The organism is Kitasatospora sp. YST-16 (genome assembly GCF_026802215.1).
GTDB classification, from domain to species: Bacteria; Actinomycetota; Actinomycetes; order Streptomycetales; family Streptomycetaceae; genus Kitasatospora; species Kitasatospora cineracea.
Map to the genome: position 1 here is coordinate 417,036 of NZ_CP113837.1, position 25,450 is coordinate 442,485.

Consider the following 25,450-nt stretch of genomic DNA (forward strand, 5'->3'; position numbering starts at 1 on the left):
GAGGCCGCCGTGCCCGAGGACCGCCCGCCGCTCCCCCCGTTCACCCGCGCCACCGCCCTGGCCAAGGTCCGGGCCGCCGAGGACGCCTGGAACACCCGCGACCCCGCCGCCGTCGCCCGCGCCTACACGCCCGACACGGTCTGGCGCAACCGCGACACCTTCCTCACCGGCCGCGCCGAGGTCACCGCCTTCCTCACCGCCAAGTGGCAGCGCGAACGGGAGTACGCCCTGCGCAAGGACCTCTGGGCGTTCGAGGACGACCGGATCGCCGTCCGCTTCCAGTACGAGTGGCACGACGCGGACGGCCAGTGGTGGCGCAGCTACGGCAACGAGCTGTGGGAGTTCGACCCGCACGGCCTGATGTGCCGGCGCGAGGCCAGCATCGACGACGTCCGGATCGACGCCGCCGACCGCCGCATCCACGGCCCCCGGCCCGCCGACGAGCGGAACGGGCCGGAACTGCCGCTGCGCTGAGCCGCCCGCCTGGGCGGCGGGCGGGGCGGTTCAGTAGCGTGTCCGCATGGTGCGAGTCCCCCTGACCCCCGAGCAGATCGAGGCCGGCCGCCGCCTGGGCGCGCTGCTGCGCGAGACCCGGGCCGGCCGCGACCCCGCCACCGTCGCGCAGAGCGCCGGGATCTCCCCCGAGACGCTCCGCAAGATCGAGATGGGCCGCCTACCCAGCCCCGGCTTCGGCACCGTCGTCGGCCTCTGCGCCGCGCTCGACCTCCCCCTCGACACCGCGGCCCACGTCTGGCTCGGCGAGCCCGCGGGCTGACGCGGCGTCAGGCGGCCGTCCGGGCAGCTCGGCAGGTCGGGCGACTCGGTCAGGTCGGGCGGTTCGGCAGGTCAGGTCGGTCGGGCGACTCGGTCAGGTCGGGCGGCTCGACGGGTCGGGCCGGTCAGTCGAGGACCAGGTGCTGGCGGCCGTCGATGAGCTCGCGGACGGCGTCCAGGTGGCCGGCGTGGGTCGCGGTCTCGGTGATCACGTGCAGGACCACCTCGCGCAGCGTGTCGTAGCGCCAGGAGCCGAAGAAGTCCGGCCACCAGGCCGGGGGCGCGTCGAGGTCGGCGGTGGCGAGGAAGGCGTCGGCGCGCGCCGCCTCCGTGCGGTAGAGCGCGAAGACCTCCTCGGCGCTCCGCTCCGGGTCGGGCCGCCAGGCGTCGGCCCCGGTGCCGAGGATCTCGTCGATCGCGTGCTGCTCCCCCGCCGCGACCGCGCGGAACCAGAACTTCTCGTCGTCCAGGGCGAGGTGGTGCACCAGCCCGAGGCACGTCCAGCCGGAGGGGAGCACCGGGCGGCGCAGCGCCGCCTCGTCGAGGCCCGCCAGGATGTCCAGGACGTGCTTGCGCTTGCCGTTCAAAACGCCCAGCAGCGTGGTGAGTTCAGTGTCGGCCATGGGCCGGACCGTACCCCGCTCCACCGACAGCCGCCCCCGCCGCCGCCCGGCTCAGACCCGGGCCACGATCGCGTAGCGCTCGTCCCGCACCGGGCCGCCCCAGAGCTCCTCGTCCGCTTCGAGCGATTCGACCTGCAGCTCGCGGACCAGCGGGCGGAGCGCGGCGGTCAGGGCGGACGCCGTGATGCCGCCGGCCCAGGGCAGGCCCTCCGCGCCGGGGGCGTAGGGCTCGACGGCCGCGCCGGCCTCCCGCCAGCGGCCCTCGACCAGCACCAGGCGACCGCCCGGACGCAGGCGGGCGGCCCACTCCCGGAGGGCGGCGTGCGGGTCCGGGAGCGTCCAGAGCAGGTGCCGGCAGAGCACCGCGTCGTAGCGCCCGTCACCGGTCGGGGGGCGGCTCGCGTCGCCGACCAGGAAACTCCCCGCCAGCCCGGCCGCGGCGAACTTGGCCCGGGCCAGGCCGACCATCGCCGGGGCGAGGTCCACGCCCGTCACCCGGTGCCCGGCCTCGGCGAGCAGCACCGAGAGCGAACCCGTGCCGCACCCGGCGTCCAGCACGTCGAGCCCCGCGCCCGGCAGCCACCCGGCCAGCCGGCGGCGCCAGGCCCCCCTGGTCCCGGCCGCGCGCAGCCCGTGGTCGGGCTCCCGGTCGAACCCGGGGGCGGCATCGTTCCAGTACGCGGCGATCGAGTCGAGCGGTCCGTCCATCCGGGCACGCTCCCACCCGCCACTGACACTCCCCGATCCCCCGACCCCCGCTCCCCGACCCTCGTTCCCCGGACCGGCGGGCGGGGCGGGTCAGCCGTGCCGGGATCCGCCGCGACGGCGGTGGGCCGCGGCGACGGCCCGGACCGAGCGGTAGGAGAGCACCGCGAGGGTCGACTCGGCGGACAGCACGGCGGCGGTGCTGCGCCAGGAGCCGAGCGACAGGACGGAGAGCGCCGAGCCGACCGAGCCGAGGGACAGCACGGAGCCGACCGAGCCGATCGACAGGATCGACCCCACCGAGCCGATCGACAGCAGGGAGCCGGTGGAGCCGAGCGAGAAGCCGCGGGCCGCCGCTGCCCGCAGCCGTCGCGCACCGGTGCCCGGGGCGGGTGGTGGAACGGACATGTCCCCTTCTCTCTCTTCCCCGGGCCGGTCGCCGGTGCCGGCCCCCAGCCTTCCGCCGGGCCGCCGCCCGCGCAAAGGCGCCGGTCGGGGGGGGTGGTGGGGGCGGGGCTGGACGGCGGGGCTGCTTGGATGGGGCGTTCGCCGGACAGACGGGATCCGGTCGGTCCGGTCGGTCCGGTCGGTCCGGTGGTCGGGTGCGGTGGAAGGAGCGGGTTCGAGTGCACGGGGTGTCCGCCGAGGTGCTGTCGCTGGTGTTGCTGGCGGCGGTGCTGGGGTGTGCGGTACGGCGGCCGTTCGGGTGGCCGGAGGCGGTGGTGGCGGTGCCGGCGGCGGGGCTGCTGGTGGCGGTGGGGGCGGTGTCGCCGGGCGCGGCGTGGGCCGAGGTGGAACGGCTGGCGCCGGTGGTGGGGTTCCTGGCGGCGGTGCTGGTGCTGGCGCAACTGTGCGACGACGAGGGGCTGTTCGAGGCGTGCGGGCGCTGGATGGCGGGGGCGTCGGGCGGGCGGCCGGTGCGGTTGCTGGGGCAGGTGTTCGCGGTGGCGGCGCTGGTCACGGCGGTGCTGAGCCTGGACGCGACGGTGGTGCTGCTGACGCCGGTGGTGATCGCCACGGCGGGTGCGCTGGGGGTGCGGGCCCGACCGCACGTGTACGCGTGCGGGCACCTGGCGAACAGCGCGTCGCTGCTGCTGCCGGTCTCCAACCTGACCAATCTGCTGGCGTTCGCCGCCAGCGGTCTGGGGTTCGGCCGGTTCACGGCGCTGATGGCGCTGCCGTGGCTGGCCGCGGTGGGGGTGGAGTACCTGGTGCTGCGGCGGTGGTTCGCGGCGGAGCTGGCGGTGCCGGCCGAGCGGCCGGTGGCGGCGGGCGGGGTGCGGCTGCCGCGGTTCGCGCTGGGGACGGTCGCGGGGACGCTGGCCGGCTTCGTGCTGGCCTCGGCGGTCGGCGTGTCCCCGGCGTGGGCCGCGGCGGCGGGTGCGCTGGTGCTGGCGGTGCGGGCGCTGGCCGGCCGGCGCAGCACGCCGCGGCGGATCCTGTCGGCGGCGGCCGTCCCGTTCCTGGCCTTCGTCCTGGCGCTGGGCGTGGTGGTGCGGGCGGTGGTGGACAACGGGCTGGCCGGGCGGCTGGCGGCGGTGGTCCCGGCGGGTGACGGGCTGCCGGTGCTGTTCGCGCTGGCGGGGCTGGCGGCGGTGCTGGCCAACCTGGTGAACAACCTCCCGGCGACGCTGCTGCTGGTCCCGCTGGCCGCCCCGTCCGGTCCGGGCCCGGTGCTGGCGGTGCTGCTCGGCGTGAACCTCGGCCCGAACCTGACGTACGCGGGCTCGCTGGCCACCCTGCTGTGGCGCCGGATCACCCGGGAGCGGGCGGTCGACGACGGCGGGCCGCGGCTGTTCACGGCGCTCGGCGCGCTCGTCGTCCCGGCCACCCTGGCGGTGTCGGTGCCGGCCCTGTGGGTGTCGCTGCGCCTGTTCTGACCGGGCCCGGGGGCGGTCCGGCCGCCCGGTGTCCGCGCAGGCCGGCGGCGGGATCGCCGGGTCCGCCGGGCGGGCTGACGGGGTGTCGGGGCCGGTCCGCCGGGTTTTCCGGCAGCCGGGGGTGTGAGATCCGCCACGGCCGGGGGAATTGCGTAGACGCGCCCGGGTGCGGCAGGGTGAATCGGCGTCAGGCCCTGCGTACGGCCCTGCGCGCCCGCCAACTCCGGTCGGTGGACGGACAACTGAACACCGCGAGGCCGTACGCCGCTCGATCCCGCCGACTTCCCCGGGCCCGCCCGGGGGGACGGCCGAGCCCGTGCCTCCCGTGACCGGTGTTCGACGGAGGCCAGTGCCAGGGGCAGATACGCGCCCGGACGGTCACACGCCGGGCGACGCCGGAAGGAAAGCATGTGACTCGGATCTCGGTCCGGGGCGTCGCTGTCGCCTCCGCCACCGCGGTGACCGCCGTCGGAGCGGTCGTCGGTGCGGCGTCCGGCAGTGAGGGCAAGACCGTCCAGACGGTCGACGTGGCGAGCGCGACCCTGCTCGCCGACGCGCCCACCGGTGCGCAGGCCCAGAGCGTCGGCGACGGCATCAGCCGCCAGGCGAACGCCCAGCAGGTCTCCGCCGACACGGCCGCCAAGAAGGCCGCCGCCGAGGCCGCCCGGCAGAAGGCCGCGGCCGACGCCCAGGCGAAGGCCGACGCGGACAAGGCCGAGGCCGACGCCAAGGCGGCCGCGGAGAAGGCCGCCGCCGAGGCGAAGGCGGCCAAGGACGCCGAGGCGAAGCGGGCCTCCGAGCAGGCCAGCCGCGACTCCGCGCGCAGCGTGCTCGCCAGCATCCCGGCCGGTTCGGTCCAGGACATCGCGCGGCAGATCGTCGGCGACGACACCCAGTTCCAGTGCTTCAGCCAGATCGTCACCCGCGAGAGCGGCTGGGACTACACCGCCACCAACTCCTCCTCCGGTGCCTACGGCCTGGTCCAGGCGCTGCCGGGCTCCAAGATGGCCTCGGCCGGCGCGGACTGGCGGACCAACCCGGCGACCCAGGTCAAGTGGGGCCTCAACTACATGAACAGCCGCTACGGCAGCCCGTGCGGCGCCTGGTCGTTCTGGCAGTCGCACCACTGGTACTGATCCCGGCTGGTACTGATCCCGGCCGCCGGTTCCGGCCGCGGTTCGAAGGCCCGCGCGTCCCTCCGGGGAGGCGCGGGCCTCACCGTTGCGGCCAGCCGTCCGGCAGGGCGAGCACCGGTCCTCCCCCGTTTCCGCACGTCCCCCTCACCCCTCCCGTCCGTTCCCGCCGCGGGAGTCGTCCGGGGGCTCACTAAGCTTCGCGTCTGCCGAGGATTTCCTTCCGCTTTTTGCGTTATCCGCCGGGGGCCGACGGATCTCCGAAGGTGTGAGGGCAGGACGCGAGAACACGAGGACGGGCCGGGCTGTGGACAGTGGGCGGGTGGCGGCGCTGGTCGGGCGGGCGCAGCACGGTGACCGGCAGGCGGTGGCGGAGCTGGTCGGCGGGCACCTGCCGCTGGTGTACAACGTGGTGGGGCGGGCCCTGTCGGGGCACCCGGACACCGACGACGTGGTGCAGGAGACCATGCTGCGGGCCGTGGACGGCCTGGCCGGGCTGCGTGACCCGGCCGGGTTCCGCAGCTGGCTGGTGGCGATCGCGCTGAACCAGGTGCGGCGCCGGTTCCGGGACGAGCACGCGCTGGACGCGGTGCCGGACCCGACGGCGGTGGCCGACCCGGCGGCGGACTTCGTGGGCCTGACGATCGTCCGGCTGGGCCTGTCCGAGCAGCGCCGCGAGGTCGCCGAGGCGACCCGCTGGCTGGACGGCGGGGACCGCGAGCTGCTGGCGCTGTGGTGGCTGGAGGCGGCGGGCGAGCTGTCCCGGGCCGAGCTGGCGGCGGCGCTGGAGGTGTCGCCGCAGCACGCGGCGGTGCGGGTGCAGCGGATGAAGGGGCAGCTGGAGGCGGCCCGGGTGGTGGTGCGGGCGCTGGCCGCGGTGCCGGGCTGCCCGTGGCTGGCGGAGCTGACGGCCGGCTGGGACGGCGTGCCGGGCGCGCTGTGGCGCAAGCGGATCGGGCGGCACGCCCGGGAGTGCGCGGTGTGCGGGGAGCAGCGCCGCGGCCTGGTCCCGGCGGAGGGGCTGCTGGCCGGGCTGGCGCTGGTCCCGCTGCCGGACGGGGCGCAGTTCGGCGCGGGACTCGGCCCGGACCTCGCCGCGGGCCCCGGCGACGGCTTCGCCCCCGACTTCGACCCCGGCTCCGGCGGCTACGACGGCCCTGGCTACGACGGTGGTGGTGGCGGCGTTCCGGGGTCCGCCGGGCCCGGGCGGGCGGTGCACCGGCGGGGGTCGTCCTCGGGCGGTTCGCACCGGGCGGGGGCGCGGCGCGGGCACCGGCGGGCCCGGCGGCGCGGTCCGGCCCCGGTGGTGCTGGGCGGCGGGGTGGTGGCCGCGGTGGCGGTGGTGGTCGGGCTGCTGGTGGTGGTCGGCGGGTCGGACGCGCCGTCGGCGGTGGACACGGCCGAGCAGGCGCCGCAGTCCGCGGTCGCGCTGGTCGACCCGGCGCAGGGCACCGCCCCGGCGCCGGACGGGGACCCGTCACCGTCCGCCTCGGCGTCCGGGTCCGGGTCGGCCGCCCCGTCGCCGTCGGCCCCGCCCTCCCCAGCCAGGTGCCGTCGCCGTCCGCGTCCTCGGCGCCGGCCGCGCCCGCCGCGTCGGCGACCCCGGCGGCCCCGACCGCGAACGCCGCCTCGGCGACGGCCGCGAAGCGCTCGGCGGATCTGGCGCAGCAGGTGGTGGACCTGGTCAACTCGCAGCGTTCGCAGGCGGGTTGCGGTCCGGTGCGGTCCAACGCGAAGCTGGCGACGGCGGCGCAGCGGCACTCCGAGGACATGGCGGCGCGCAACTTCTTCGACCACACCAACCCGGACGGCGCCGGCCCGCAGCAGCGGATCGACGCCGTCGGGTACGCGTGGAGCGGCTGGGGCGAGAACATCGCGCGCGGGCAGAAGGACGCGGCCGCGGTGATGGACAGCTGGATGAACAGCCCGGGCCACCGGGCGAACATCCTGAACTGCAAGTTCACCGAACTCGGGGTGGGTGTCCACCTGGGCAGCGGTGGGCCCTGGTGGACGCAGGACTTCGGCACGCCGCGCTGAGGCCGCCGCCGGCCGTCCCGCCGTCGCCGCCGCCGACCGTCCCGCCGCGGGGCCGCCCCCGCTCCGGGCCGGGCGGTCAGTCGGCGGCGGCGTGCGTCCCTTCGCGCGGGCGGGGGACGGCCTCGGCGACCTCGGCGGTCTCGGCGGCGTCCGCGGTCAGGAGGGGCTCGCGCAGGTCGGCCAGTGCGTCGTCCACCGAGTCGTGGACGTCGAAGATCCGCTCGATCCCGAACAGCTGGAGGATCTTGCGGGTGTGGACCTCGGGTCCGGGCAGGACCAGCCGGAGTTGTCCGTCGCGGGAGGACAGCATGCGGCGGGTGGCCACCAGGACGGCGAAACCCGTGGAGTCGCAGAAGTCGACCCGGCTGATGTCGACCACCATCCGCAGACAGCCGTCGGTGACCAGTCGCTGCAGGCGTTCGCGGAGGGCGGCGACTCCGCTGATGTCCACCTCTCCGGCCACCTGGACCACTGTCCAGCCGTATCGCTCCCCGTAGCTCACGCTCAATGCCACGCTGTTGCCTTTCTCTGGTGTCGCTTGGGGTATGCGGCCCCTGCCCGTTTCCTCCGGCGGCAACCCTGTTCCGGGTGATGATTTGGCGGCTGGGCGGAGGAATTTCCGCGAAATGTCATGCGCAGGGTCCGCTCGACGGCGGAATTCGCGGTCCGATCCGATGATCTGCACAGGATTTACTCCGGTTGGCGGTACCGCGGGCCGGTGCCAGGCTGGGAAGGAGTGCCCGGAGAACGCCCGGAGAACGCCCGGCGAAGGGAGAACGCCGTGATCACCACCGACTTCGTGCCCGGCTCACCGTGCTGGCTGGACCTGGGAGCACCCGACGTGCCCGCCGCCGCCGCGTTCTACGGACCGGTGCTGGGCTGGGAACTCGCCCCGCCGCCCGGCGCGGACGACTTCCTGCTCGCCACCGCGGCCGGCCGGACCGCGGGCGGGATCGGCCCGCTCACCGAGCGCGGCGCCCGCTCCGCCTGGATGCCGTACTTCTTCACCCCGGACGTCCACGAGACCGCCGCCTCCGTCCTGCGCGCGGGCGGCACCGTCCGGGTCGAGCCCCGGGACGTGCCCGAGTGGGCCTCGCTGGCCCAGTTCACCGACCCGCAGGGCGCCCGGTTCGCCGTCCTCACCCCGGGCCCGGTCGGCGGGCTCGGCGCCGTCGACGGCCCGGGCGGGCTGTGCTGGACGGAGCTCTACACCACGGACGCGGCGGGCGCGCTGGCCTTCTACGAGACGGTCTTCGGCTGGCAGCACGAGGACACCCCGATGCCGGGCGGCGGCGACGGCGTCTACACCATCGTCACCCCCGCCGGGCAGCCCGCCGAGCGCATGCACGGCGGCATCCTCCAGGTCGGCCCGGCCGAGCTGACCCTCTCCCGCGGCACCCCCTCCTGGCACCCGGTCTTCGCCGTGCCCTCCTGCGACGAGGCCGCGGACCGGGTCCGCGACCGGGGCGGCATCGTCGTCATGGGGCCCGAGACCGCCCCGGGCATCGGCCGGATGGCGGTCTGCACCGACCCGTCCGGCGCGGACTTCGTGCTGATGACCCCGGAGCGCTGAGGCCCACCGGGGCCCGCCGGGGCGCCGAGGCCCGCCGGGGCCGGGCGGCGCCGGAGCAGGACGGCGTCGGAGCAGGACGGTCAGAGCTGGGCGTCCTCCGGCTGGCGGAGGATCGCGCGGAGGCGGTGGCCGGTGGCGTCCGGGGCGATCAGCGGGTCGGGGTAGCCGGCCGGGCGGTGCGGGGACCGCCAGGGGCGGTGGATCTCGCGGCCGGGCAGGTGGGCGAGTTCGGGGACCCAGCGGCGGACGTAGGCCCCGTCCGGGTCGTGGCGGTCGGCCTGGACGAGCGGGTTGAGGACCCGGTTGGGGCGGGTGTCGGTGCCGGTGCCCGCGACCCACTGCCAGTTCAGCTGGTTGTTGGCGAGGTCGCCGTCGACCAGGTGGTGCAGGAAGTGCGCGGCGCCGGGCCGCCAGTCCTGGTGGAGGGACTTGGCCAGGAAGCTCGCGGTGAGCAGCCGGGCCCGGTTGTGCATCCAGCCGGTCTCGGCGAGCTGCCGCATGCCCGCGTCGACGATCGGGAACCCGGTGCGGCCGTCCCGCCATGCCTCGAACTCGCGGTCGTCCCGGTGCCAACCGTCCTTGCGGGGGCGGTAGTCGGCGTGGGCGGCGTCGGGCCGGGCGGCCAGCACCTGGTGGTGGAAGTCGCGCCAGACCAGCTGCCGGACGAAGGCTTCCGCACCGGGGCCGCCGCGGCGTTCGGCGAGTTGGGCGAGTTCGTTGGCGGACAGGCAGCCGAAGTGCAGGTACGGCGAGAGGTGGGAGGTGCCGTCGGCGGCGAGGTCGTCGTGCAGGTCGGCGTAGCGGTCGCCGTGCCAGTGCTGCCAGGCCCGGCGGGCGGCGCCCTCGCCGGGGGCGGGGAGGCTGCGGGCGGTGGGGGTCGCGGTGGGCAGCGGGGCGCCGTGCAGGCCCTCGGGGGTGTGCAGGGCGCGCGGGGGCGGCAGCGGGGTGCGGCGGACGGCCTGCTGCCAGGCCCGCTGGTAGGGGGTGAAGACGGCGTAGTGGTCGCGGCCGACGGGGTGCACCGCCCCGGGCGGGACGGCCGTCAGCGAGCCCTCGTGCACCCGGAGCCGGTCGCCCAGCGCCCGGCGCAGCCGCTGCTCGCGGCGGCGGGCGTACCCGCTGACCCCGGCGGCGACGTGCACGGTGGCCGCGCCGGTCTCGGCGGCGAGCTTCGCGGTCTGCTCGGCGGTGTCGCCCTCCCGCACCAGCAGCCGGCCGCCGGCCCGGCGCAGCGCGGCGTCGAGGTCGGCGAGGCAGCCGGCCAGGAACGCGGCCCGGTTGGGGGCGGCGAAGCCGGCCGCGGCGACCGCCGGGTCGGTGACGAACAGCGGCACCACCTGGTCGGCCCCGGCGCGGGCGGCGTGCAGGGCGGGGTTGTCGTGCAGGCGCAGGTCCTGGGTGAACAGGACGACGGCGAGAGTCATGGTGCTGGTTTCCGTACGGGTGCCTGGCGGTGTCGACATGGCGGCCTGTCGACCTCGATGCGGTCGGGCGGCCGGTCGAACACCTGGGTGGACTGCGGCGGGGACGGGTGTCCCCCGCCCGCTCTTCGGAGCCGCGGCCCGAACGGATGGGTCCCGGGCGCGCGACACCGGTACTGTCGGCCCGTCCCCTCTCCGTACCGACCACCGGGAGCCGTACCGTGCACCAGCTCAGCCCTGCCGACGTCCGGGCCGCCGCCGACCGGATCGCGGGTGCGGTCCGCCCGGTCCGGGTGGTGCCGGGCGGGCCCGGCGGAGTGTGGCTGGCCCTGGAGCACATGCAGCACACCGGCTCGTTCAAGGCCCGCGGCGCGGTCAACTTCCTGCGCGCCCACCGGGCCGCGGGCACCCTCCCGGACGCGGGCGTCACCATCGCCTCCGGCGGCAACGCGGGCCTGGCCTGCGCGTGGGCCGCCCGCCAGGAGGGCGTGCGGGCCACCGTGTTCCTGCCGGTGAACGCCCCCGCCGTGAAGGTCGCCCGGCTGCGCGGCTACGGGGCCGACGTCCGGCTGGCGGGCGACGAGTACGCGGAAGCCCTGGCGGCCTGCGAGGAGCACGCGGCGGCGAGCGGCGCGCTGGCCTCGCACGCGTACGACCACCCGCTGGTGGCCGCCGGGGCGGGCACCCTGCTGGCCGAGATCCGCCGACAGGTCCCGGACCTGGACACCGTGGTGGTCTCGGTCGGCGGCGGCGGCCTGTTCGCGGGCGTCGCCACCGCGGCCCGCGAGCACGGGGTGCGGACCGTCGCCGTCGAACCGGAGAACTGCCGGGCCCTGCACGCCGCCCTGGCCGCCGGCGCCCCCGTGGACGTCCCCGTCGACTCGGTCGCCGCCGACTCGCTCGGCGCCCGCCGCGCCTCCGCCGACGCCCTCGCCGCAGCCCGGCACGCGACGGTCCGCACCGCCCTGGTCCCGGACACCGCGATCGTCCGGGCCCGCCACCACCTCTGGGAGGACCACCGCCTCGCCGTCGAACACGCCGCCGCCACCGCCCTGGCCGCCCTCGGCACCACCTACCACCCCGCCGAGGACGAACGGGTCTGCGTCGTCCTGTGCGGCGCCAACACCGACCTGACCACCCTGACCACCCCGGCCGCCTGAGCCCTGGCCCCGCCAGCAGCAGCGAAACTGACCCTCCGTCGTCCGCATCGCCCCCCTGGAGTTCGGGGATCCGGCTGCCGCCTCCTCACCACCAGTCCCCGCCAGCGGCAACGAAACTGACATCCCGTCACCTGCTCCGCCCCCTAGAGTTCGGGGGTCCGGCCGCCGCCCGCCCCTCTCTGCCACCTCACCGCCAGCCCCCGCCAGCCCCCGCCAGCAGCAGCGAAACTGACGCCCCGTCGTCCGCTCCGCCCCCTAGAGTTCGGAAGTCCGGCCAACGGAGGGGAACGGGGATGGCACAGGGGTTCGAGGAGTTCTTCCGGGCGGCGACCGGCCACCGGCCGTACGCCTATCAGCGGGTGCTCGCGGAGGACGGGCTGCCGCGTTCGGTGCGGGTGCCGTCGGGGGGCGGGAAGACCGCGGGGGCGGGAAGACCGCGGGGGCGGTGCTGGCCTGGCTGTACCGGCGGACGGTGGCCGCGCCGGAGGCGACCGCTCGGCGGCTGGTGTACGTGCTGCCGCAGGGCAGCCTCGCGCACTGGACGCACGCCCGGATCGGCCGCTGGCTGCACCGTCTCGGTCTCGCCGACGCCGTGGACCTGCACCTGCTCGCCGGGCCGGACGGCCAGAACGGCGCCTGGCGGCGCCACCCGGAGCGGAGCGCGATCCTGGTCGGCACCCACGACGTGCTGCTGAGCCGGGCGCTGATGCGCGGTCTCGCCGACAGCCGGACGATGGCGCCGGTCTCGTTCGGGCTGCTCAACAACGACGCGCACTGGGTGTTCGACGAGGCGGGCCTGCTGGGCCCGGGCCTGCCGACGGGCGAGCGGCTGCAGGCGCTGCGCGAGGCGCTGGGCACGACGGCGCCGACCGGCAGCACCTGGATGTCCGCGGTCGGCGACGGCAGCGCTCCCCGGCCGGGCCCGGCCCGGCCCCGGTGCGCCGGATCCGGCAGTTGCACCCGGACCCGGAGCGGTACGTGGCCGACCTGGTGGCGGCGCTGGGCGCCGCGCACCGGCCCGGCACCCGGACGATCGCCGCGCTCGGCTCCCCGGCCCGGGCCCGCGCGGTGCACGCCGCACTGCGGGCCGCGCACCCGGGGCGGCCGGTGGCGCTGCTGCTCCCGTACCACCGTTCCGCCGAACTCCCGCTGCCCACAAGGGAGTCGGCGGACGGCTTCCTGGTGGTGACGCGAGCGCTGGACGCCGGTTCCGACCTGTCGGGCCGCACGGTGCTGACCGAACTCGCGCCGTGGAGCGCCCTGGTCCAGCGCGCCGGGCGCTGCAACCGGCACGGCGAGCACCCGGACGGCGGCGACCTGCTGTGGTGCGTCCCGCCGGAGGGCCCGGGGCCGGACGGCGCGGTGGCCCGGTGGCTGACGGCGCACGAGGGGGCGGCCGTCACCGCCGCCGACCTGTTCGCCGTCGACGCACCCCGCTCCCCCGTCCCGGAGCCCGCGCCGGACGCGCCGGACGCACCGAACGTGCCAGACGTACCGAACGCGCCGGACGCGCCGGACGCGCTGGGCGGGCCCGAGTTGGTGGCGCTGTTCGACACCGCGCGCGGGGCCGGGCCGGCCGGGGTCTGGCCGTGGGTGCAGGCCGCGGCGGACCGGACGGTCTTCGTCGCCTGGCGCGCGTTCGGGCCGGACGGGCCCGCGCCGGAGGAGCCGGAGCCCGGGCGGCACGAGCAGTGCGAGGCGCCGCTCGCCGAGGTCGCGGCGTGGCTGGCGGCTGCGGCAGCGGAGGAGGAGGGGAACGGCGGCGGGGCCTGGCTGCGGGACCGGGTCGACGGCCGGTGGCGGCGGGCGGTGGCCGCGGACCTGTGCGCGGGCGCGCTGCTGCTGCTCGACGCGGCGCGCGGCGGCCACCTGCCCGGCACCGGCTGGACGCCCGGCAGCCGCACCCCCGTGCCCTCGCTGTTCACCGGCCGCACGCCCCCGGCGACCGCGTGCGCCGCCTGGGTGTCCCTGGAGCAGCACCTGCGGGAGACCGAGGAGGAGGCCCGCGCCCTGACCGCCGCGCTGCCCGGCCTGACCGGGCCGCAGCGGGAGGCGGTGGCCCTCGCCGCCCGGCTGCACGATGTCGGCAAGTGCCACCACGTCTTCCAGGACAAGCTCCGCGACGGCGGCGGCGACCCGCCCGAGGGGCTGCTCGCCAAGTCCAAGGCCCCCTGGAACAACGGCACTTCGTCCCGGCTGTTCTTCCGGCACGAGCTGGTCACCGCGCTCCTGCTGCTGGCGGGCGACCACTGGCACCCGCCCGGCACAGACCCGTCCCTGGTCGCCTACCTGGCCGCCGCCCACCACGGCCACGTCCGGGTCACCGTCCGCCCGGAGCCCGGCGAGGCCGCCGCCGCCCTGTTCGGCGTCCGCCCCGGCGACCGCACCCCGCCGTTCGCCCTGGCCACCGGCGAGCGCTTCCCGGCCCTGGACCTGGCCCCGGCCGAACCGTTCCGCCCGGACGGCCCCTGGCCCCGGCTGGTCGCCGCGCTGCTGGCCGACCCCGGCCTCGGCCCGTTCCGCCTGGCCCACCTGGAGGCCCTGGTGCGCACCGCCGACTGGCGTTCCAGCGCCCGCCACGACGGCCCCAACCCGCAGGCCCCGCAAGGGTGATCGGGCCGCCCCGGGCCCTCCGGCGCAACCATCCGATGATCCACTCGTTGGTCCGTCCGACGTACCCGGCTTTGCCGCCGAGCCTTGGAGGGGCCGATGGATCTCAGGACACTGCCGCGGCCCCGGGCGGTCGGGGGCGGCGGGCGGCCGGAGTCCGCGGAGGCGGTGCTGGTGCGGCACTACCGGCACCTGGTGGGGATGGCGTACCTGACCCTGCCGGCCGACCGGGGGCGGCACGCCCGGGTGGTGGCGGCGCACGCGGTGGTGCAGCGGGCGCTGCCGGTGGCGGGCGGGAAGGTCGCCGGGCAGCAGGGGTACGACGCGGTGCGGGCCCGGGTGCTGCGCGGGGCGCTGCGCCGGCGGCGGTGGCCGGGGGCGGTGTTCCCGCGGGTGTGGGGGGTGCGGCTGTTCACGCCGCCGGACGACGCGGACGCCGAACTGGACGCCCGGCTGGCCGGATTGCCCGCCGCCGCGCGGGCCGGTTTCGCGGTGCAGGCGCTGGACGGCCTGGGCCTGGCGGAGGCCGCCGAGGCGCTGGCCTGGGCCGGGGTGGAGGAGCCGGCCGAGGCGGCCCGGGCCGGGGCCGAGCTGCTGGGTTCGCTGGACGGCGCGGGCTGGCCGGAGCTCCCGCCGGGCTACGACGCCTGCACGGTCCACCTGCGGCCGGGCGACCTGCTGCGCCGCCGCCGGCGGGCGTTCACGGCCGCGGCGGTGGCGGTCGCGCTGACCGCCGCCGTCCTGCCGATGCTGCTCTCGCCCCGGCCCGGTACCGGCAGATCGGCTGCGCAGGTGGTGCCGCCCGAACGGCGCGCCGACGGCCTGTGGCGCACCAGCGCGAGGCTGGGCCTCGATGTCTGGCCGGCCCGCGGCGAGTTGCGGGACGACGCCGCGCTGGTCGGTCGGGCGGTCGCCGCCTGGCAGCAGGCCGGTCCGGGCACCGCCGCCGAGCCGGGCAGCGTGCCCGGCCCGCCCGTCATGGTGCCCCAACTGCTGTACGCGGGGCGGCTGGACGGCGCGTCGGTGGTGCTGCTGACGGACGGCCGGACCCTGGCCCGGTACGGCGACGACCCGGCGGCGGGCGGGGGCCCGGTGCTGGCGCTGGCGGCGGCCGGGGAGAGCGACGTGACGGCGGGGGCGGCCGTGGTACTGCGGCGCGACGGCCGCGGGGCGCGGTACCTGCTGGCGCCGTGGGTGGCGGCGGCCGCGACCCGGCGGCTGGACCGGCCGGAGGAGGCGGAGCACCCGCTGGCGTTCGCGGACGGGGTGACCGACCCGGTGCCGGGGACGGCCGCGCCGGGCTGCCCGGGGCCGGTGCTGCGGCTGCGCTCGGACCCGGTGGTGGCGGAGCAGCACGCGTTCCTGCTGGCCGACCTCGGCGGGCTGGCCCCGGCGCACCTGACGTACACCCCGCCGCCGGACGCCGCGGCCCCGGCCCGGCCGCCCCGGGAGGCGGTGGGGGCGCAGGCGCTGCGGCGGTGGGCGGCGGGGGCCTGCGCGGTGCCCGAGGCGGGGCCGGGCGTGCGGCAGTTGAACCTGTGGGAGTTCGCCGACCAGAAGCTGCCGCAGAACGCCGGGGAGCTGGCCTGGGCCTGCCTGCGGGCCGACCGCTGGGACGGGTCGGGCAGCGCGGCGGCGGCCGTGCTGCCGCCGGACGGCGGGCGGGCCGAGCGGCTGGCGCGCGCCGACGGGCGGGCGTGCAGCCGCTACGAGCAGGACACCGTCGCCCAGTACCGCTGGCGCGCGCCGAACGGCACCCCGTACCTGCTGGTCGCCGCCAGCCGCCGGGTCGCCCGGCTGACCGTCACCGCCCAGGCCCGCCGGGTCGACCAGGCCGTGCCGCCGACCCGCACGCTGGCGCTGGACAACCCGGGCGGCGGGCCCAGCACCGTGGAGGCGGTCACCGCCTCCGGCACCCGGCTGCGCCCGATCGGCTGACGCGCCGTCAGGTGCCGTGCACCAGCGGCCGGGTCGGACCGGAACAGATCGGGCCGGGTCAGGTCAGGTCAGGTCAGGTCAGGTCGAGGATCAGCTTGCCGGTGTTGGCGCCGCGGAACAGCATCTGGAAGGTCTCCGGGAAGGCGTCGACGCCGCCCTTGACCAGGTGTTCGCGGGTGCTGAGGCGGCCGTCGGCGATCCAGCCGGCGATCTCGCGGGCGGCCTCCGGGTAGCGGGTGACGTAGTCGAAGACCACGAAGCCCTGCATCCGGGCCCGGCGGACCAGCAGCGAGAGGTAGTTGGCGGGGCCCTGGACGGTGTGCTCGTTGTTGTACTGGCTGATGGCGCCGCAGATCACCACCCGGGCGTGCACGGCCAGCCGGGTGAGGGCGGCGTCCAGGACGGTGCCGCCGACGTTGTCGAAGTAGACGTCGATGCCGTCGGGGGCGTGGGTGCGCAGCGCCTTGCGGACGTCCTCGGTCTGGTAGTCGACGGCCGCGTCGAATCCCAACTCCTCGGTGAGCCAGGCGCACTTGGCGGGCCCGCCGGCGATGCCGATCACCCGGCAGCCCTTGAGCTTGGCGATCTGGCCGACCAGGCTGCCGACCGCGCCGGCCGCGCCGGAGACCGCGACCGTCTCGCCCTCGTTCAGCGCGCCGACCTCCAGCAGGCCGAAGTAGGCGGTCATGCCGGGGGTGCCGAGCGCGCCGAGGTGGGTGGGCAGCGGGGCGGCGGCCGGGTCGATCCGGCGGGTGCCGCGGCCGTCGGACAGCGCGTACTCCTGGACGCCGAAGCTGCCGCTGACGAACTCGCCGACCCGGAAGTCGGGGTGGGCGGACTCGACCACCTCGAGGATCGAGCCGGCCCGCATCACCTCGCCGAGGCCGACCGGCGGCAGGTAGGAGGGGCGGTCGTCCAGCCAGCCGCGCATCGCCGGGTCGAGCGAGAGGTAGCGGGTGCGGCCGAGGAACCAGCCGTCGGCCGGGCCGGTGACCGGTTCCTCGGTGAGCGTCCAGTCCTCCTGGCGGACCGGGCCGACGGGGCGGCGGGCGAGTCGGATCTGACGGTTGGTGGCCGGCATGGCGCGCTCCTGCGAGGGTGCTGGACGGGACGACGGGGCCGTCGGTGCTCGGGGGGTGGACCGGCGGCCCCGCCCACCCGAGTCTAAGCAAGCGCTTAGTCATCTGGCCAGGGGTTCACCGCACGACCGGCCGGGGGTTCACCCTCCGGCCCCCTCCCGCCCGACCGGCGGGCGGGCCGCTCCCGGCTCAGCGGGCGTCCGGCGCCGGGTGCGGCTCCCGGAAGGTGAACGCCTCCGGGCCCGGCCCGTGGTCGCGGATCAACGCGATCCGCGCCATCGCCTCGGCCACGCTCGGGCGGTGTCCGGCCGGGACCCACCACATCGCCTGGTGCGCCCCGTCCGGACGCTGGAACCACTCGCGGCGGCGGGCCAGCACCCGCAGGTGGTCGCTGCGGTAAACGTACTCCCGGAGCGCCTCGACCGACTGCCAGACCGAGCAGTTGATCTGCAGCAGCCCGTCGTCCGGGTCGGGGTGCAGGCCGGTGGCGTCGGCGCCCGCGTCGTCGACCAGCCGCCAGACGAAGCCGGGGCTGCGCTCGGCGAGTGCGTTGATCTCCGCCAACTGGTCCATGAAACCGGCGAGTTCGGGGCTGTCCAGCGGGGCCACGGTGCGGCCGACGTTGACCTGGGCGAGCTGGTGGCCGGAGGCGGGAGCGGGCACGGCGGGAACGGACTCGGCGGGAGCGGGCACGGCAGGGGCGGGCACGGCGGCCTGAGGGGCAGTCATGCGGCAAGCATGGCCCGGCCCGGCCTCTATCGTCAATGGTTATTGTTTTTAGAGAGTGCCACGCAGCAGCGGCCCGCGCCCGGGTCCATCACGGGCGTCCACTCCGCCCCGGCCAGGCCCTCCAGCAGCGCCAGGTTCATCCCGCACACCAGCGCCGGGAACTCCTCCGCCAGTGCGTGGAAGGGGCAGTTGCGCAGCCGCACCACCTCGCCGTCCGGGAACGGCGCGTAGCCGCGCTCCGCCAGCGCCGCCGGCAGGTCCGGGGCCGGGTCGGCCGAGCCCGCGGCCCGGGCCGCGGCCTGCAACTCCCGGTCCAGCCCGGCCCGTTCGACCACCTCGGCGAGCAGCCGGCCGGCCCCGCCGTAGTCCCGGGGCGGGAGCGCCACCGCGAACTCCTCCGCCGCCCGGCGGTACAGCTTGGCCGGGCGGCCCGCACCGGGGCCGCCGCGCCCGTCCGGACGGCGGTAGGAGACCGCCAGCAGGCCCGCCGCCACCAGCTTGTCCAGGTGGAAGGCGGCCAGCGAACGGGAGACGCCCGCGGCCTCGGCCGCCGCGTCCCGGCCGACCTCTTCCGGCGCGCCGGCCACGTGCCGGTAGAGGGCGCGCCGCACCGGGTCGGCGAGGGCGCCCAGCGCCTCGATCGAGGAGTCCTCAGCAGTCATCCGCCGAGTCTATGACCGGCCGACCGACCGCCCCGGGCCCGGCACCCACCACTCCCGATTCCCCTCCCGCCCCGCCCCCGTTCCCGCCCCACCTCTGCCCCCGGTCCGACGCGAACGCGCCCCCGCTCCCGCCCCCGGTCCGACGCGAACGCGCCAGCGGGGCGGCGCCGTTGCGCCACGACGGCGGATTGCCCGCGGATTGCCCGGCATCGGCTTCTACACCTCTGTAGAGTGTCCCTGACCGCCACCAGCCGGGTCGTTCGGGCACCCCGCACCCGTCACCCCCGTCGACCGGACTCGAAGGAGGCCCGCAGTGCTCCCTCCGCAACTGCAGACCGACCCCGCCTGGTCCCCGCCGGAGCCGGAGGTCCGGCCCGCCTACCAGCCCGTCGAGGTGCTCCTCGACGGCTCCGGCACCTGGGCCCTCGGCCGGATCAACGCCTGGTGGCACTCCCCCGCGGGCGAGCCCTGGTGCCGCCTGCGCCTGATCGGCACCACCGGCGAGCCCGAGTGGCGCCGCTACGACCCCGAACGCATCCTGCTGCTCCCCACCCACGGCACCTGACCGCGCGGGAGCGCAGCACCGCACCGGCCGGGCGACGGACCCTCAGGGGCCCGGCCCGGCCGGTGCGGTGTCGGCGTCCGGCCCTCAGCGCCGGGTGCCGCAGCTGGGGCAGAACGCGGAACCGTCGGGCACCTCGGCGTGGCAGGAGGTGCACTGCGCGGGCTGGGCGAGCCGGAAGCCGCAGCCGGGGCAGAACGGGGTGCCGTGGGTCTCGGCGCGGCACTGCGGGCAGACCAGTTGGCGCTCCGCGGTGACGTCGAACTGCCCGGCCCGGGACTGGCCGTGGTCGTACGCGTTCTGCGTGACGGCGTCGTTGAGTCCGCGCTGGCGGGCGGCGGCGGCCTCGGCGGCGGTGTCGGGGGCGCAGTCGAGGCACAGGCCCTGGGCGGCGTTCCAGCAGCGGCCGCAGACGTAGTGGGTGCAGCGGGCGCAGCGGTTGAAGTGCTGCTGGGCGTTGCCGATGGCGCGTTGGAAGGCGGCGTCGCGGCCGCTGCCCCAGCTGGCGCCGGCCAGGCCGTCGGCGGCGTTGCTGAGGCCGTTGGAGGCGCTGCCGCCGAGCAGGCTCCAGGCGGCGCTGACGCCCTTGTTGATCCAGCCCGCGGCCTGCCCGGTGCGGAAGGGCTCGAACTCGGAGCGCCAGGTGTCGTAGCAGCGCGAGCAGGAGAACTCGAACTGGAAACCGGCGCCGGTGCCGTGCTGCTCGCTCAGGTCGCGGTAGTTGTTGCTGAAGTAGATCTCGCTCATGTCGGCTGCCCAACCCTTGCACGTGCCGTCTGGATGGATCGCACAGGTTGCCACACCCGGGTGTGGCCGCCGGTACGGGGGCCGGTGTTCCGGCGGGCGGTGTGGTCAGCCGCCGAACAGGACCGGTCCCAGCACGGAGGGACGGAACAGCAGGGTGGGCGGTTCCACCATCGCGGCGACCTGGTGGAAGGCGGCGGCGACCCGGGCGTCGGTGACGGCGCGGGCCAGCACCCGGTCCAGCATCCGCTGCTGGACCTTGACCTGGAGGCCGGAGGGCCCGCCGGTGGTGCCGGCGAAGCGGACGTCCTCGCCGGCCGCCATCTGCCAGGGGTTGCGGGTGACGCCCGCGATGGCGTCGCGGGTCTCCTTGACGGCGGCGTGGCCGAGGTCGCCGTGCTTGCGGACGGCGTCGCGCAGCGCGCGGGCGGCGAGCGCGGCGACGGTCATGCCCTGGCCGTAGACCGGGTTGAAGGTGCAGGAGGCGTCGCCGAGGGCGAGGAAGCCGTGGGTGGAGGAGCGTTCGTAGTGCCGCCACACGCTCGGGCCGGGGACGAAGCCGCGGGCCGGGCCGGTGGGCTTGGCGCCGGTCACCGTCTCGGCGATGCAGGGGTCGCGGAGCAGGCCGAGCTGCTTCTCGAACTCCTCGGGCTGGATGGAGGGTTCGTAGCCGCGCATGCCGCCCATGCCGACGATCCAGCGGTCTCCCTCGACGGGCAGCAGGACGCCGAAGCGGCCCTGGTCGGGGGCGTGGCTCTGCAGGTAGAGGGCGGAGTCGGCGGGGGCGTCGGCGGGGCGGTGGTAGAACCGGGTGGCGTAGGAGACGCCGGCGTCGACCCGGTCGCGGGGGACGGCGGGCGCGCCGAGCACCGAGAGCCACTTGGCGGCGTGGGTCGCGCGGCCGGCCGCGTCGACGACCAGCTCGGCCGGTATCTCGGCGGTCTCCTCGCCGCGCCGGCCGCGCCGGTTGACCTGCACGCCGGTGACGGTGTGCCGGTCGCCGAGCAGGCCGATCACCTCGGTGCCGGTGCGGAACTCGACGTTCGGCGCGGCCCGGACCCGGTCCAGCACCACCTGGTCGATCAGCGGGCGGCTGCAGGTGAGCACGGCCAGGTCGCTGTCGTAGGGGGCGAGCCAGCCCGCGGAGGTGAGCCAGCGCAGGCCGCCGGAGAGCGACACCCGGGTGGCGCCGGCCGCGAGGAGTTCGGCGAGGGCGCCGGGCAGCAGTTCGTCGATGGTGCGCTGGCCGGCCTCCAGCAGCAGGTGGCCGTGCTTGGCCTGCGGGACGCCGGGGCGGAAGTCCGCCCCGTCCGGGTAGCGGTCGCGTTCGACCACCACGACCCGTTCCGCCACGCCGTGCAGCGCCCAGGCGGCCAGACATCCGGCCAGTCCGCCGCCGATCACCACTGCCGTGCCGCGGTCACCGGCCGCGCTCCCCCTAGAACTCATGCCCGTACAGTAAGGGACACGGCGCGCTGGGTCACCGGAAGTCCGCAGTTCGGCAGCCTTTTCGTGACGGGCAACTCCCTTCCGGGCCGGGCGATTTCGCCGGTTCCGCCCGGTGCCGCCCGCCTTGTCCGGGGCCCGGGCCCCGGCGGCCGACGGTCCGTCAGCGGCCGTCGGCGGGCGTCAGCGACCGCCGGCGGTGCGCTGGCGCAGGAACAGGGCGGCCCGCTCCAGCGCCTCGTCGGCCTCGTCGAGGACGCCCGCGAAGCACTGGAAGACGTGCGGGACGTCGGCGGTGACGTCGAGGGTGACGTCCACGCCCGCGTCGCGGGCCCGGGCGGCCAGCCGGGTGGAGTCGTCCAGCAGCAGTTCGTTGGCGCCGACCTGGATCAGCATCGGGGGCAGGCCGGTGAGGTCGGCGTGCACGGCGGGGCTGAGCAGGGGGTGGCGGGGGTCGGCCCCGGCGAGGTACATCGCGCTGGTGCCCTCGAAGGAGGAGCGGGTGAAGATCGGGTCGATGCCCTCCTTGGTGTCCATGCTGGCGCCGCTGCGGGTGGCGTCGGTGCCCGGGGAGAAGGCCAGGATGCCGGCGGGCAGCGGGAGTCCGGCGTCCCGGGCGGCGAGGACGGTGGTGACGGCGAGGCCGCCGCCCGCGGAGTCGCCCGCGAGGACGGTGCGGGCCGGGTCGGCGCCGCGTTCGAGCAGCTCGCGGTAGGCGGCCAGGGTGTCCTCGACGGCGGCGGGGAAGGGGTGTTCGGGGGCGAGCCGGTAGTCCGGCGAGTACGCGGGCAGGCCGCTGCCCGCGACCAGGTGGCCGGTCAGCGAGAGGGCGGTCTCCGGCGAGCCGAACACCCAGCTGCCGCCGTGGAAGTACAGGATCGTCCCGTCCCGGGCCTCGCCCACCGGGTCGACCCGCAGGGCGGGGCGGCCGCCGAGGACGGCGGGCGCGGTGCGGATCCGCTCGTGCGGGACGAGCATGCCGGCCATCAGCTCCCGGAATCCGGCCCGGATCTGCTCGACGGTCCGCTCCCCCTCGGGGGCCGGCCGCCGCAGCATCCGGTCGACCTCGGCGCGCTGCTCCCTGCTCATGGCACACTCCTGTCAGAAGTAGCTTCCGCTACACTATATGCCATGGAATATACATCGGCAGACGGCCCCGCCGGCGCCGCCACCGCCGGCTCCCCCGCCCCCTCCGCCGACCTCGTCGCGCTCTTCGCCGACCTGGTCCGCTGCGAGACCCGGCTCTACAACGGCCTCGGCGAACGCCTGCGCGAACGGCACGGCATCGTCACCTCCCAGTACGAGTTCCTGCACTACCTGCACGAGCACCCCGGCTGCCGGGTGGCCGACCTGGCCGCCGAGTTCGCCATCGGCGTCGGCGCGACCAGCAAGGGCGTCGACCGCCTGGAGAAGCAGGGCTGGGCCGCCCGGCAGCCGAACCCCGACGACCGCCGCTCCTCGCTGCTGGTGCTGACCCCGGCGGGCGAGCAGCTGGCCGCCGAGGCCGGGCGGACCTTCACCGAGGCCCTGGCCGAACTGCTCGGCACCGACCTGGACGCCCCCGCCCTGGACGGCCTCGCCCGTGCCCTGTCCACCCTGCGGGCCGACCTGGAACGCGACCGGACCGGCACCCCGGCCGGCTGACGCCCCGTCGACGACCGTGCCATCGACGACCGCGCCGTCGACGACCGCCTCGTCGACGACCGCCCCGTCGACGACCGCCCCCGCGGCGCACGCCACGCCGGTCCCGGCCGCTCCGCGACCGCCCCCGCGCCGGGCTGGGCCGGACGGGGGACCCGCCGGGCGCGTGGCGCGCCGGGGCGGCGGTGCGCGGCATGGGATGGCCAGATGACCTCTGAGCAGATCCTGATCGGGGCCGGGCTGACCGTGGTGCTCGCCGTGGCGTCCCAGCTGCTGGCCGCCCGGCTGCGCATCCCGGCGATCATCGTGCTGCTGCCGGTCGGCTTCGCGGCCGGCGCGGTCACCGACGACATCCACCCGGACCGGCTGCTCGGCCCGGCCTTCTCCCCGCTGGTCTCGCTGGCCGTCGCGGTCGTCCTGTACGACGCCGGGCTCGGCCTGGACCTGCGCCGGCTGACCGGCCACACCCGGCACGCGGTGGTGCGCCTGGTGTGGGTCGGCACCCTGCTGACCGCCCCGGCCGCCGCGTTCGCCGCCGCCCCGCTGCTCGGGCTGTCCGGCGCGGCGGCGGCGATGCTCGGCGCGGTCCTGGTGGTGTCGGGGCCGACGGTGGTGGGGCCGCTGCTGAACTTCGTCCGCCCCACCGAGCGGGTGCAGCGGATCCTGGTCTGGGAGGGCTCGCTGATCGACGCGGTCGGCGGCATCCTGGGCGCGCTGGTCTTCCACGCGCTGGTCGGCGGGCAGCACCGGCAGTTCGGCCGGGGTCTGCTGGAGTTCGCCGCCAGCGTGGGCCTGGGCCTGCTCGGCGGGCTGCTCGGCGCGGCGCTGCTGTGGTGGCTGCTGGTGCGCGGGCGGCTGAACGACGTGCTGGGCACCAGCGCCCAACTCGCGGCCGTGGTGGGCGTCGCCGCGCTCTGCGACGCGCTGCGCGAGGACACCGGGCTGATCGCCGCGATCGTGATGGGCGTGGCGGTGGCCACCCTGCCCGCGTTCGACCTGCCGGCCCGGCGGACGTTCTTCGAGACGCTGGTGTCGCTGGTGGTCGGGGTGCTGTTCGTGTCGATCTCCTCGACGGTGGCCTGGTCGTCGGTGCGCCCGCTGCTGCTGCCCGCGCTGGGCCTGGTCGCGGTGCTGGTGGTCGTGGTGCGGCCGGTGGTGGCGGCGCTGTCCACTGCCGGGACGGACCTCGCCGAGGGCGAACGGGCCTTCCTCGGCTGGATGGCGCCGCGCGGGATCGTCGCCGCGTCCACCGCCGCGACCTTCTCCGCGGGCCTGGCCGCGGCGGGCGTCGGCGGCGCCGACAAGATCCTGCCCGCCACCTTCCTGGTGATCGTGTTCACCGTGACGCTGTACGGCCTGAGCGCCGTCCCGGTGGCCCGGCTGCTGCGGGTGGCCCGCCCGGCCCGCTCCCGCCCGCTGCTGGTGGGCGGCGAGCCGTGGACGCTCGAACTGGCCGCCGTGCTCCGCTCGGCCGGGCTGGACGTGCTGCTGTGGGCCGGGCGGGACGAGCAGCGGGAGCGGATCGCGGCCGCCGGGCTGGAACTCGCCGACGGCGAACTGCTGGCCGCCGCGGGCGGCGAGGGCGCCGAGCAGGAGGGCGTCACCGCGGTGTACCTGCTGACCGCCGAGGACGAGTTCAACGCGCTGGCGGCGGCCGTGCTGCGCGACGGGTCGGAGCTGCCGGTGTTCCGGCTGCCCGCCGCCGCGCCCGGGCCCGGCGTGGTCGGCGACGGGGCCGCCGCGACGCTCCTGCCGACCGCCCTAACCGGCCCCGAACTGGCCCGCCGGCACGCCGCCGGGGCCCGGATCCTGCGCCGCCCCGCCGACGGCGAACTGCCGCCCGGCCACGACCTGCTGTTCACCCTCGACCGGTCCGGCCGGCTGGCCCCGGCCACCCCGCACGGCCGGCCGGCCCACCCCGGGCAGGTCACCGAGCGGATCGTCCTCGGCCCGGCCTGACCGCCGACCGGAACCGACCCGCCGTCAGCGGGCGGTGGCGGCCACCCCGTTGACCAGCATCCGGAACGTCCAGGCCAGGCGTTCGGCGGGGTGGCCGGAGACCAGTTCCCCGGCGGTCGCGGCCACCTTCGGGTAGCGGGCCGGGTCGGCCTCGCGCAGGGCGCGCACCATCGCGCCGTGCTCGGCCTCGGCCTCCGCACCGGTGCGGGCGGACTGCTCGGCGGCGGTGGCGGTGGCCACCTGGAGCAGCGCGTCCACGCCCCAGGCGGCCTGCCCGGCCGGGACGCCGCCCTCGTCGAGCAGGCCGAGCAGGGCCTCCACCAGCGCCAGGTAGTGCGGCCCGGCGGGGCGGGCGAGCAGCGCGGAGTGGGCCAGCGCCGGGTGCTCGAACAGCACGGCGGTGTAGGACTCCAGCACGGCGACGATCCGCTCCCGCCAGTCCCGGCCGGGGTCGTCGGCGGCGGTCAGGTCGACCGTGCCGAGGTGGTGCTCCAGGATCGCGGCGTGCAGTTCGGCGGTGTTGGCCACGTACACGTACAGCGAGGCCGGGCCGGTGTCGAGTTCCTGGGCGAGGCGGCGCATGGTCACCCGCGGCAGTCCCTCGCTCGCCATCAGGCGGACGGCCGCCGCCACGATGCCGGCCTGGGTGAGCGCGGGCTTGGCGGGCCGCTCGCGGCGGCTGCGCGGGGCGGGGGCGGCGGTACGGTCGTCCATGGCCCCAACCTAGCGCCCCGGCCCCGCGCCCCGGACCGCCCGCACGCCCCTTTCGCGCCC

General features: G+C 76.9%; 25 protein-coding genes and 1 pseudogene. 14 read left to right on the forward strand and 12 right to left on the reverse strand.

What is annotated here, in order from left to right:
• The first annotated feature begins 9 nt into the window (after positions 1-9).
• Both OU787_RS01955 and OU787_RS01960 read left to right on the forward strand, forming a co-directional pair.
• Positions 10-474, forward strand: coding sequence for a nuclear transport factor 2 family protein (locus tag OU787_RS01955; RefSeq protein ID WP_268658303.1), 465 nt, complete (start codon positions 10-12; stop codon positions 472-474).
• 46 nt (positions 475-520) lie between these two features.
• Positions 521-775 carry a helix-turn-helix domain-containing protein gene (locus OU787_RS01960; RefSeq protein ID WP_030459724.1) on the forward strand — a complete coding sequence of 85 codons (255 nt, stop codon included), beginning with the start codon at positions 521-523 and terminating at the stop codon, positions 773-775.
• Positions 776-899: 124 nt separating this feature from the next.
• Here OU787_RS01960 and OU787_RS01965 read toward each other — a convergent pair whose 3' ends face one another.
• The 3 genes from OU787_RS01965 to OU787_RS01975 all read right to left on the reverse strand — a co-directional run bounded on the left by OU787_RS01965 (position 900) and on the right by OU787_RS01975 (position 2,510).
• A complete protein-coding gene (locus OU787_RS01965; protein WP_030459725.1) occupies positions 900-1,397 on the reverse strand; it encodes a DinB family protein in 498 nt (165 codons plus the stop codon).
• 51 nt (positions 1,398-1,448) lie between these two features.
• On the reverse strand, positions 1,449-2,105 hold the full coding sequence (locus OU787_RS01970; RefSeq protein WP_030459726.1) for a class I SAM-dependent methyltransferase: 657 nt from the start codon (positions 2,103-2,105) through the stop codon (positions 1,449-1,451).
• A gap of 90 nt (positions 2,106-2,195) precedes the next feature.
• Complete coding sequence (locus OU787_RS01975; RefSeq protein ID WP_232794928.1) at positions 2,196-2,510, reverse strand: hypothetical protein; 315 nt, start codon at positions 2,508-2,510, stop codon at positions 2,196-2,198.
• A gap of 218 nt (positions 2,511-2,728) precedes the next feature.
• Between OU787_RS01975 and OU787_RS01980 the strand changes: the two genes are divergently transcribed.
• From OU787_RS01980 to OU787_RS01995, 4 genes and pseudogenes are all read left to right on the forward strand, one after another.
• Complete coding sequence (locus tag OU787_RS01980; protein WP_030459728.1) at positions 2,729-3,982, forward strand: SLC13 family permease; 1,254 nt, start codon at positions 2,729-2,731, stop codon at positions 3,980-3,982.
• A 410-nt stretch (positions 3,983-4,392) separates the two neighbouring features.
• Positions 4,393-5,118, forward strand: coding sequence for a transglycosylase SLT domain-containing protein (locus OU787_RS01985; protein WP_268658304.1), 726 nt, complete (start codon positions 4,393-4,395; stop codon positions 5,116-5,118).
• 409 nt (positions 5,119-5,527) lie between these two features.
• A pseudogene (locus OU787_RS01990) lies at positions 5,528-5,899 on the forward strand (sigma-70 family RNA polymerase sigma factor); the annotation flags it as partial.
• Between the two features lie 935 nt (positions 5,900-6,834).
• On the forward strand, positions 6,835-7,152 hold the full coding sequence (locus tag OU787_RS01995) for a CAP domain-containing protein (RefSeq protein ID WP_268658305.1): 318 nt from the start codon (positions 6,835-6,837) through the stop codon (positions 7,150-7,152).
• Between the two features lie 76 nt (positions 7,153-7,228).
• Here the strand turns inward: OU787_RS01995 and OU787_RS02000 are convergent, their stop codons facing one another.
• Positions 7,229-7,837 carry an STAS domain-containing protein gene (locus tag OU787_RS02000; RefSeq protein ID WP_081966880.1) on the reverse strand — a complete coding sequence of 203 codons (609 nt, stop codon included), beginning with the start codon at positions 7,835-7,837 and terminating at the stop codon, positions 7,229-7,231.
• Between the two features lie 96 nt (positions 7,838-7,933).
• On the opposite strand from OU787_RS02000, the gene OU787_RS02005 reads away from it, so the two are divergent.
• A complete protein-coding gene (locus OU787_RS02005; RefSeq protein ID WP_268658306.1) occupies positions 7,934-8,725 on the forward strand; it encodes a VOC family protein in 792 nt (263 codons plus the stop codon).
• Positions 8,726-8,805: 80 nt separating this feature from the next.
• Here OU787_RS02005 and OU787_RS02010 read toward each other — a convergent pair whose 3' ends face one another.
• The gene (locus tag OU787_RS02010; RefSeq protein WP_268658307.1) at positions 8,806-10,149 is read right to left on the reverse strand and encodes a cryptochrome/photolyase family protein; all 1,344 of its coding nucleotides are present in this window, start codon (positions 10,147-10,149) and stop codon (positions 8,806-8,808) included.
• 218 nt (positions 10,150-10,367) lie between these two features.
• Between OU787_RS02010 and OU787_RS02015 the strand changes: the two genes are divergently transcribed.
• The 4 genes from OU787_RS02015 to OU787_RS02030 all read left to right on the forward strand — a co-directional run bounded on the left by OU787_RS02015 (position 10,368) and on the right by OU787_RS02030 (position 15,854).
• Entirely contained in the window at positions 10,368-11,306 is a 939-nt protein-coding gene (locus tag OU787_RS02015) for a serine/threonine dehydratase (RefSeq protein WP_268658308.1), read from the forward strand.
• A gap of 445 nt (positions 11,307-11,751) precedes the next feature.
• Complete coding sequence (locus OU787_RS02020; RefSeq protein ID WP_268658309.1) at positions 11,752-12,495, forward strand: hypothetical protein; 744 nt, start codon at positions 11,752-11,754, stop codon at positions 12,493-12,495.
• Positions 12,492-13,919 carry a CRISPR-associated endonuclease Cas3'' gene (locus OU787_RS34730; protein ID WP_442788619.1) on the forward strand — a complete coding sequence of 476 codons (1,428 nt, stop codon included), beginning with the start codon at positions 12,492-12,494 and terminating at the stop codon, positions 13,917-13,919. The genes OU787_RS02020 and OU787_RS34730 overlap by 4 nt, the downstream gene beginning before the upstream one ends.
• Positions 13,920-14,015: 96 nt before the next feature.
• Complete coding sequence (locus OU787_RS02030) at positions 14,016-15,854, forward strand: hypothetical protein (protein ID WP_268658310.1); 1,839 nt, start codon at positions 14,016-14,018, stop codon at positions 15,852-15,854.
• Positions 15,855-15,927: 73 nt separating this feature from the next.
• Here OU787_RS02030 and OU787_RS02035 read toward each other — a convergent pair whose 3' ends face one another.
• The 3 genes from OU787_RS02035 to OU787_RS02045 all read right to left on the reverse strand — a co-directional run bounded on the left by OU787_RS02035 (position 15,928) and on the right by OU787_RS02045 (position 18,324).
• Positions 15,928-16,935 carry an NADP-dependent oxidoreductase gene (locus tag OU787_RS02035; RefSeq protein WP_030459737.1) on the reverse strand — a complete coding sequence of 336 codons (1,008 nt, stop codon included), beginning with the start codon at positions 16,933-16,935 and terminating at the stop codon, positions 15,928-15,930.
• 187 nt (positions 16,936-17,122) lie between these two features.
• Positions 17,123-17,662 (reverse strand): DUF3291 domain-containing protein, encoded by a 540-nt coding sequence (locus tag OU787_RS02040; protein ID WP_081966882.1) that lies wholly within the window; start codon positions 17,660-17,662, stop codon positions 17,123-17,125.
• A gap of 32 nt (positions 17,663-17,694) precedes the next feature.
• Positions 17,695-18,324 carry a helix-turn-helix transcriptional regulator gene (locus tag OU787_RS02045; protein ID WP_030459739.1) on the reverse strand — a complete coding sequence of 210 codons (630 nt, stop codon included), beginning with the start codon at positions 18,322-18,324 and terminating at the stop codon, positions 17,695-17,697.
• A gap of 313 nt (positions 18,325-18,637) precedes the next feature.
• Between OU787_RS02045 and OU787_RS02050 the strand changes: the two genes are divergently transcribed.
• Entirely contained in the window at positions 18,638-18,889 is a 252-nt protein-coding gene (locus OU787_RS02050; RefSeq protein ID WP_035954976.1) for a hypothetical protein, read from the forward strand.
• 84 nt (positions 18,890-18,973) lie between these two features.
• Here the strand turns inward: OU787_RS02050 and OU787_RS02055 are convergent, their stop codons facing one another.
• From OU787_RS02055 to OU787_RS02065, 3 genes are all read right to left on the reverse strand, one after another.
• Positions 18,974-19,633, reverse strand: a complete 660-nt coding sequence (locus OU787_RS02055) for a zinc-ribbon domain-containing protein (protein ID WP_030459740.1) — start codon at positions 19,631-19,633, stop codon at positions 18,974-18,976.
• 105 nt (positions 19,634-19,738) lie between these two features.
• Positions 19,739-21,079 (reverse strand): NAD(P)/FAD-dependent oxidoreductase, encoded by a 1,341-nt coding sequence (locus tag OU787_RS02060; RefSeq protein ID WP_051816856.1) that lies wholly within the window; start codon positions 21,077-21,079, stop codon positions 19,739-19,741.
• A gap of 180 nt (positions 21,080-21,259) precedes the next feature.
• Positions 21,260-22,165 (reverse strand): alpha/beta hydrolase, encoded by a 906-nt coding sequence (locus OU787_RS02065; RefSeq protein ID WP_268658311.1) that lies wholly within the window; start codon positions 22,163-22,165, stop codon positions 21,260-21,262.
• A gap of 42 nt (positions 22,166-22,207) precedes the next feature.
• Here OU787_RS02065 and OU787_RS02070 point away from each other — a divergent pair, with 42 nt between their 5' ends.
• Together OU787_RS02070 and OU787_RS02075 are read left to right on the forward strand one after the other, a co-directional pair.
• Positions 22,208-22,720 (forward strand): MarR family winged helix-turn-helix transcriptional regulator, encoded by a 513-nt coding sequence (locus OU787_RS02070; protein ID WP_268658312.1) that lies wholly within the window; start codon positions 22,208-22,210, stop codon positions 22,718-22,720.
• Between the two features lie 204 nt (positions 22,721-22,924).
• Positions 22,925-24,676 carry a sodium:proton exchanger gene (locus tag OU787_RS02075; RefSeq protein WP_268658313.1) on the forward strand — a complete coding sequence of 584 codons (1,752 nt, stop codon included), beginning with the start codon at positions 22,925-22,927 and terminating at the stop codon, positions 24,674-24,676.
• Positions 24,677-24,700: 24 nt separating this feature from the next.
• Here OU787_RS02075 and OU787_RS02080 read toward each other — a convergent pair whose 3' ends face one another.
• Positions 24,701-25,390, reverse strand: coding sequence for a TetR/AcrR family transcriptional regulator (locus OU787_RS02080; protein WP_268658314.1), 690 nt, complete (start codon positions 25,388-25,390; stop codon positions 24,701-24,703).
• Positions 25,391-25,450: the final 60 nt, after the last annotated feature.

What these genes read in the sequence shown, in the direction of transcription:
- OU787_RS02065 (WP_268658311.1), bottom strand. Translation starts at nt 22,165, where the DNA reads ATGAGCAGGGAGCAGCGCGCCGAGGTCGACCGGATGCTGCGGCGGCCG.
- OU787_RS02080 (WP_268658314.1), bottom strand. Translation starts at nt 25,390, where the DNA reads ATGGACGACCGTACCGCCGCCCCCGCCCCGCGCAGCCGCCGCGAGCGG.
- OU787_RS02045 (WP_030459739.1), bottom strand. Translation starts at nt 18,324, where the DNA reads ATGACTGCTGAGGACTCCTCGATCGAGGCGCTGGGCGCCCTCGCCGAC.
- OU787_RS02010 (WP_268658307.1), bottom strand. Translation starts at nt 10,149, where the DNA reads ATGACTCTCGCCGTCGTCCTGTTCACCCAGGACCTGCGCCTGCACGAC.
- OU787_RS02040 (WP_081966882.1), bottom strand. Translation starts at nt 17,662, where the DNA reads ATGACTGCCCCTCAGGCCGCCGTGCCCGCCCCTGCCGTGCCCGCTCCC.
- OU787_RS01975 (WP_232794928.1), bottom strand. Translation starts at nt 2,510, where the DNA reads ATGTCCGTTCCACCACCCGCCCCGGGCACCGGTGCGCGACGGCTGCGG.
- OU787_RS02060 (WP_051816856.1), bottom strand. Translation starts at nt 21,079, where the DNA reads ATGAGTTCTAGGGGGAGCGCGGCCGGTGACCGCGGCACGGCAGTGGTG.
- OU787_RS02055 (WP_030459740.1), bottom strand. Translation starts at nt 19,633, where the DNA reads ATGAGCGAGATCTACTTCAGCAACAACTACCGCGACCTGAGCGAGCAG.
- OU787_RS02075 (WP_268658313.1), top strand. Translation starts at nt 22,925, where the DNA reads ATGACCTCTGAGCAGATCCTGATCGGGGCCGGGCTGACCGTGGTGCTC.
- OU787_RS02070 (WP_268658312.1), top strand. Translation starts at nt 22,208, where the DNA reads ATGGAATATACATCGGCAGACGGCCCCGCCGGCGCCGCCACCGCCGGC.
- OU787_RS01970 (WP_030459726.1), bottom strand. Translation starts at nt 2,105, where the DNA reads ATGGACGGACCGCTCGACTCGATCGCCGCGTACTGGAACGATGCCGCC.
- OU787_RS01960 (WP_030459724.1), top strand. Translation starts at nt 521, where the DNA reads ATGGTGCGAGTCCCCCTGACCCCCGAGCAGATCGAGGCCGGCCGCCGC.
- OU787_RS02035 (WP_030459737.1), bottom strand. Translation starts at nt 16,935, where the DNA reads ATGCCGGCCACCAACCGTCAGATCCGACTCGCCCGCCGCCCCGTCGGC.
- OU787_RS01965 (WP_030459725.1), bottom strand. Translation starts at nt 1,397, where the DNA reads ATGGCCGACACTGAACTCACCACGCTGCTGGGCGTTTTGAACGGCAAG.
- OU787_RS02030 (WP_268658310.1), top strand. Translation starts at nt 14,016, where the DNA reads ATGGATCTCAGGACACTGCCGCGGCCCCGGGCGGTCGGGGGCGGCGGG.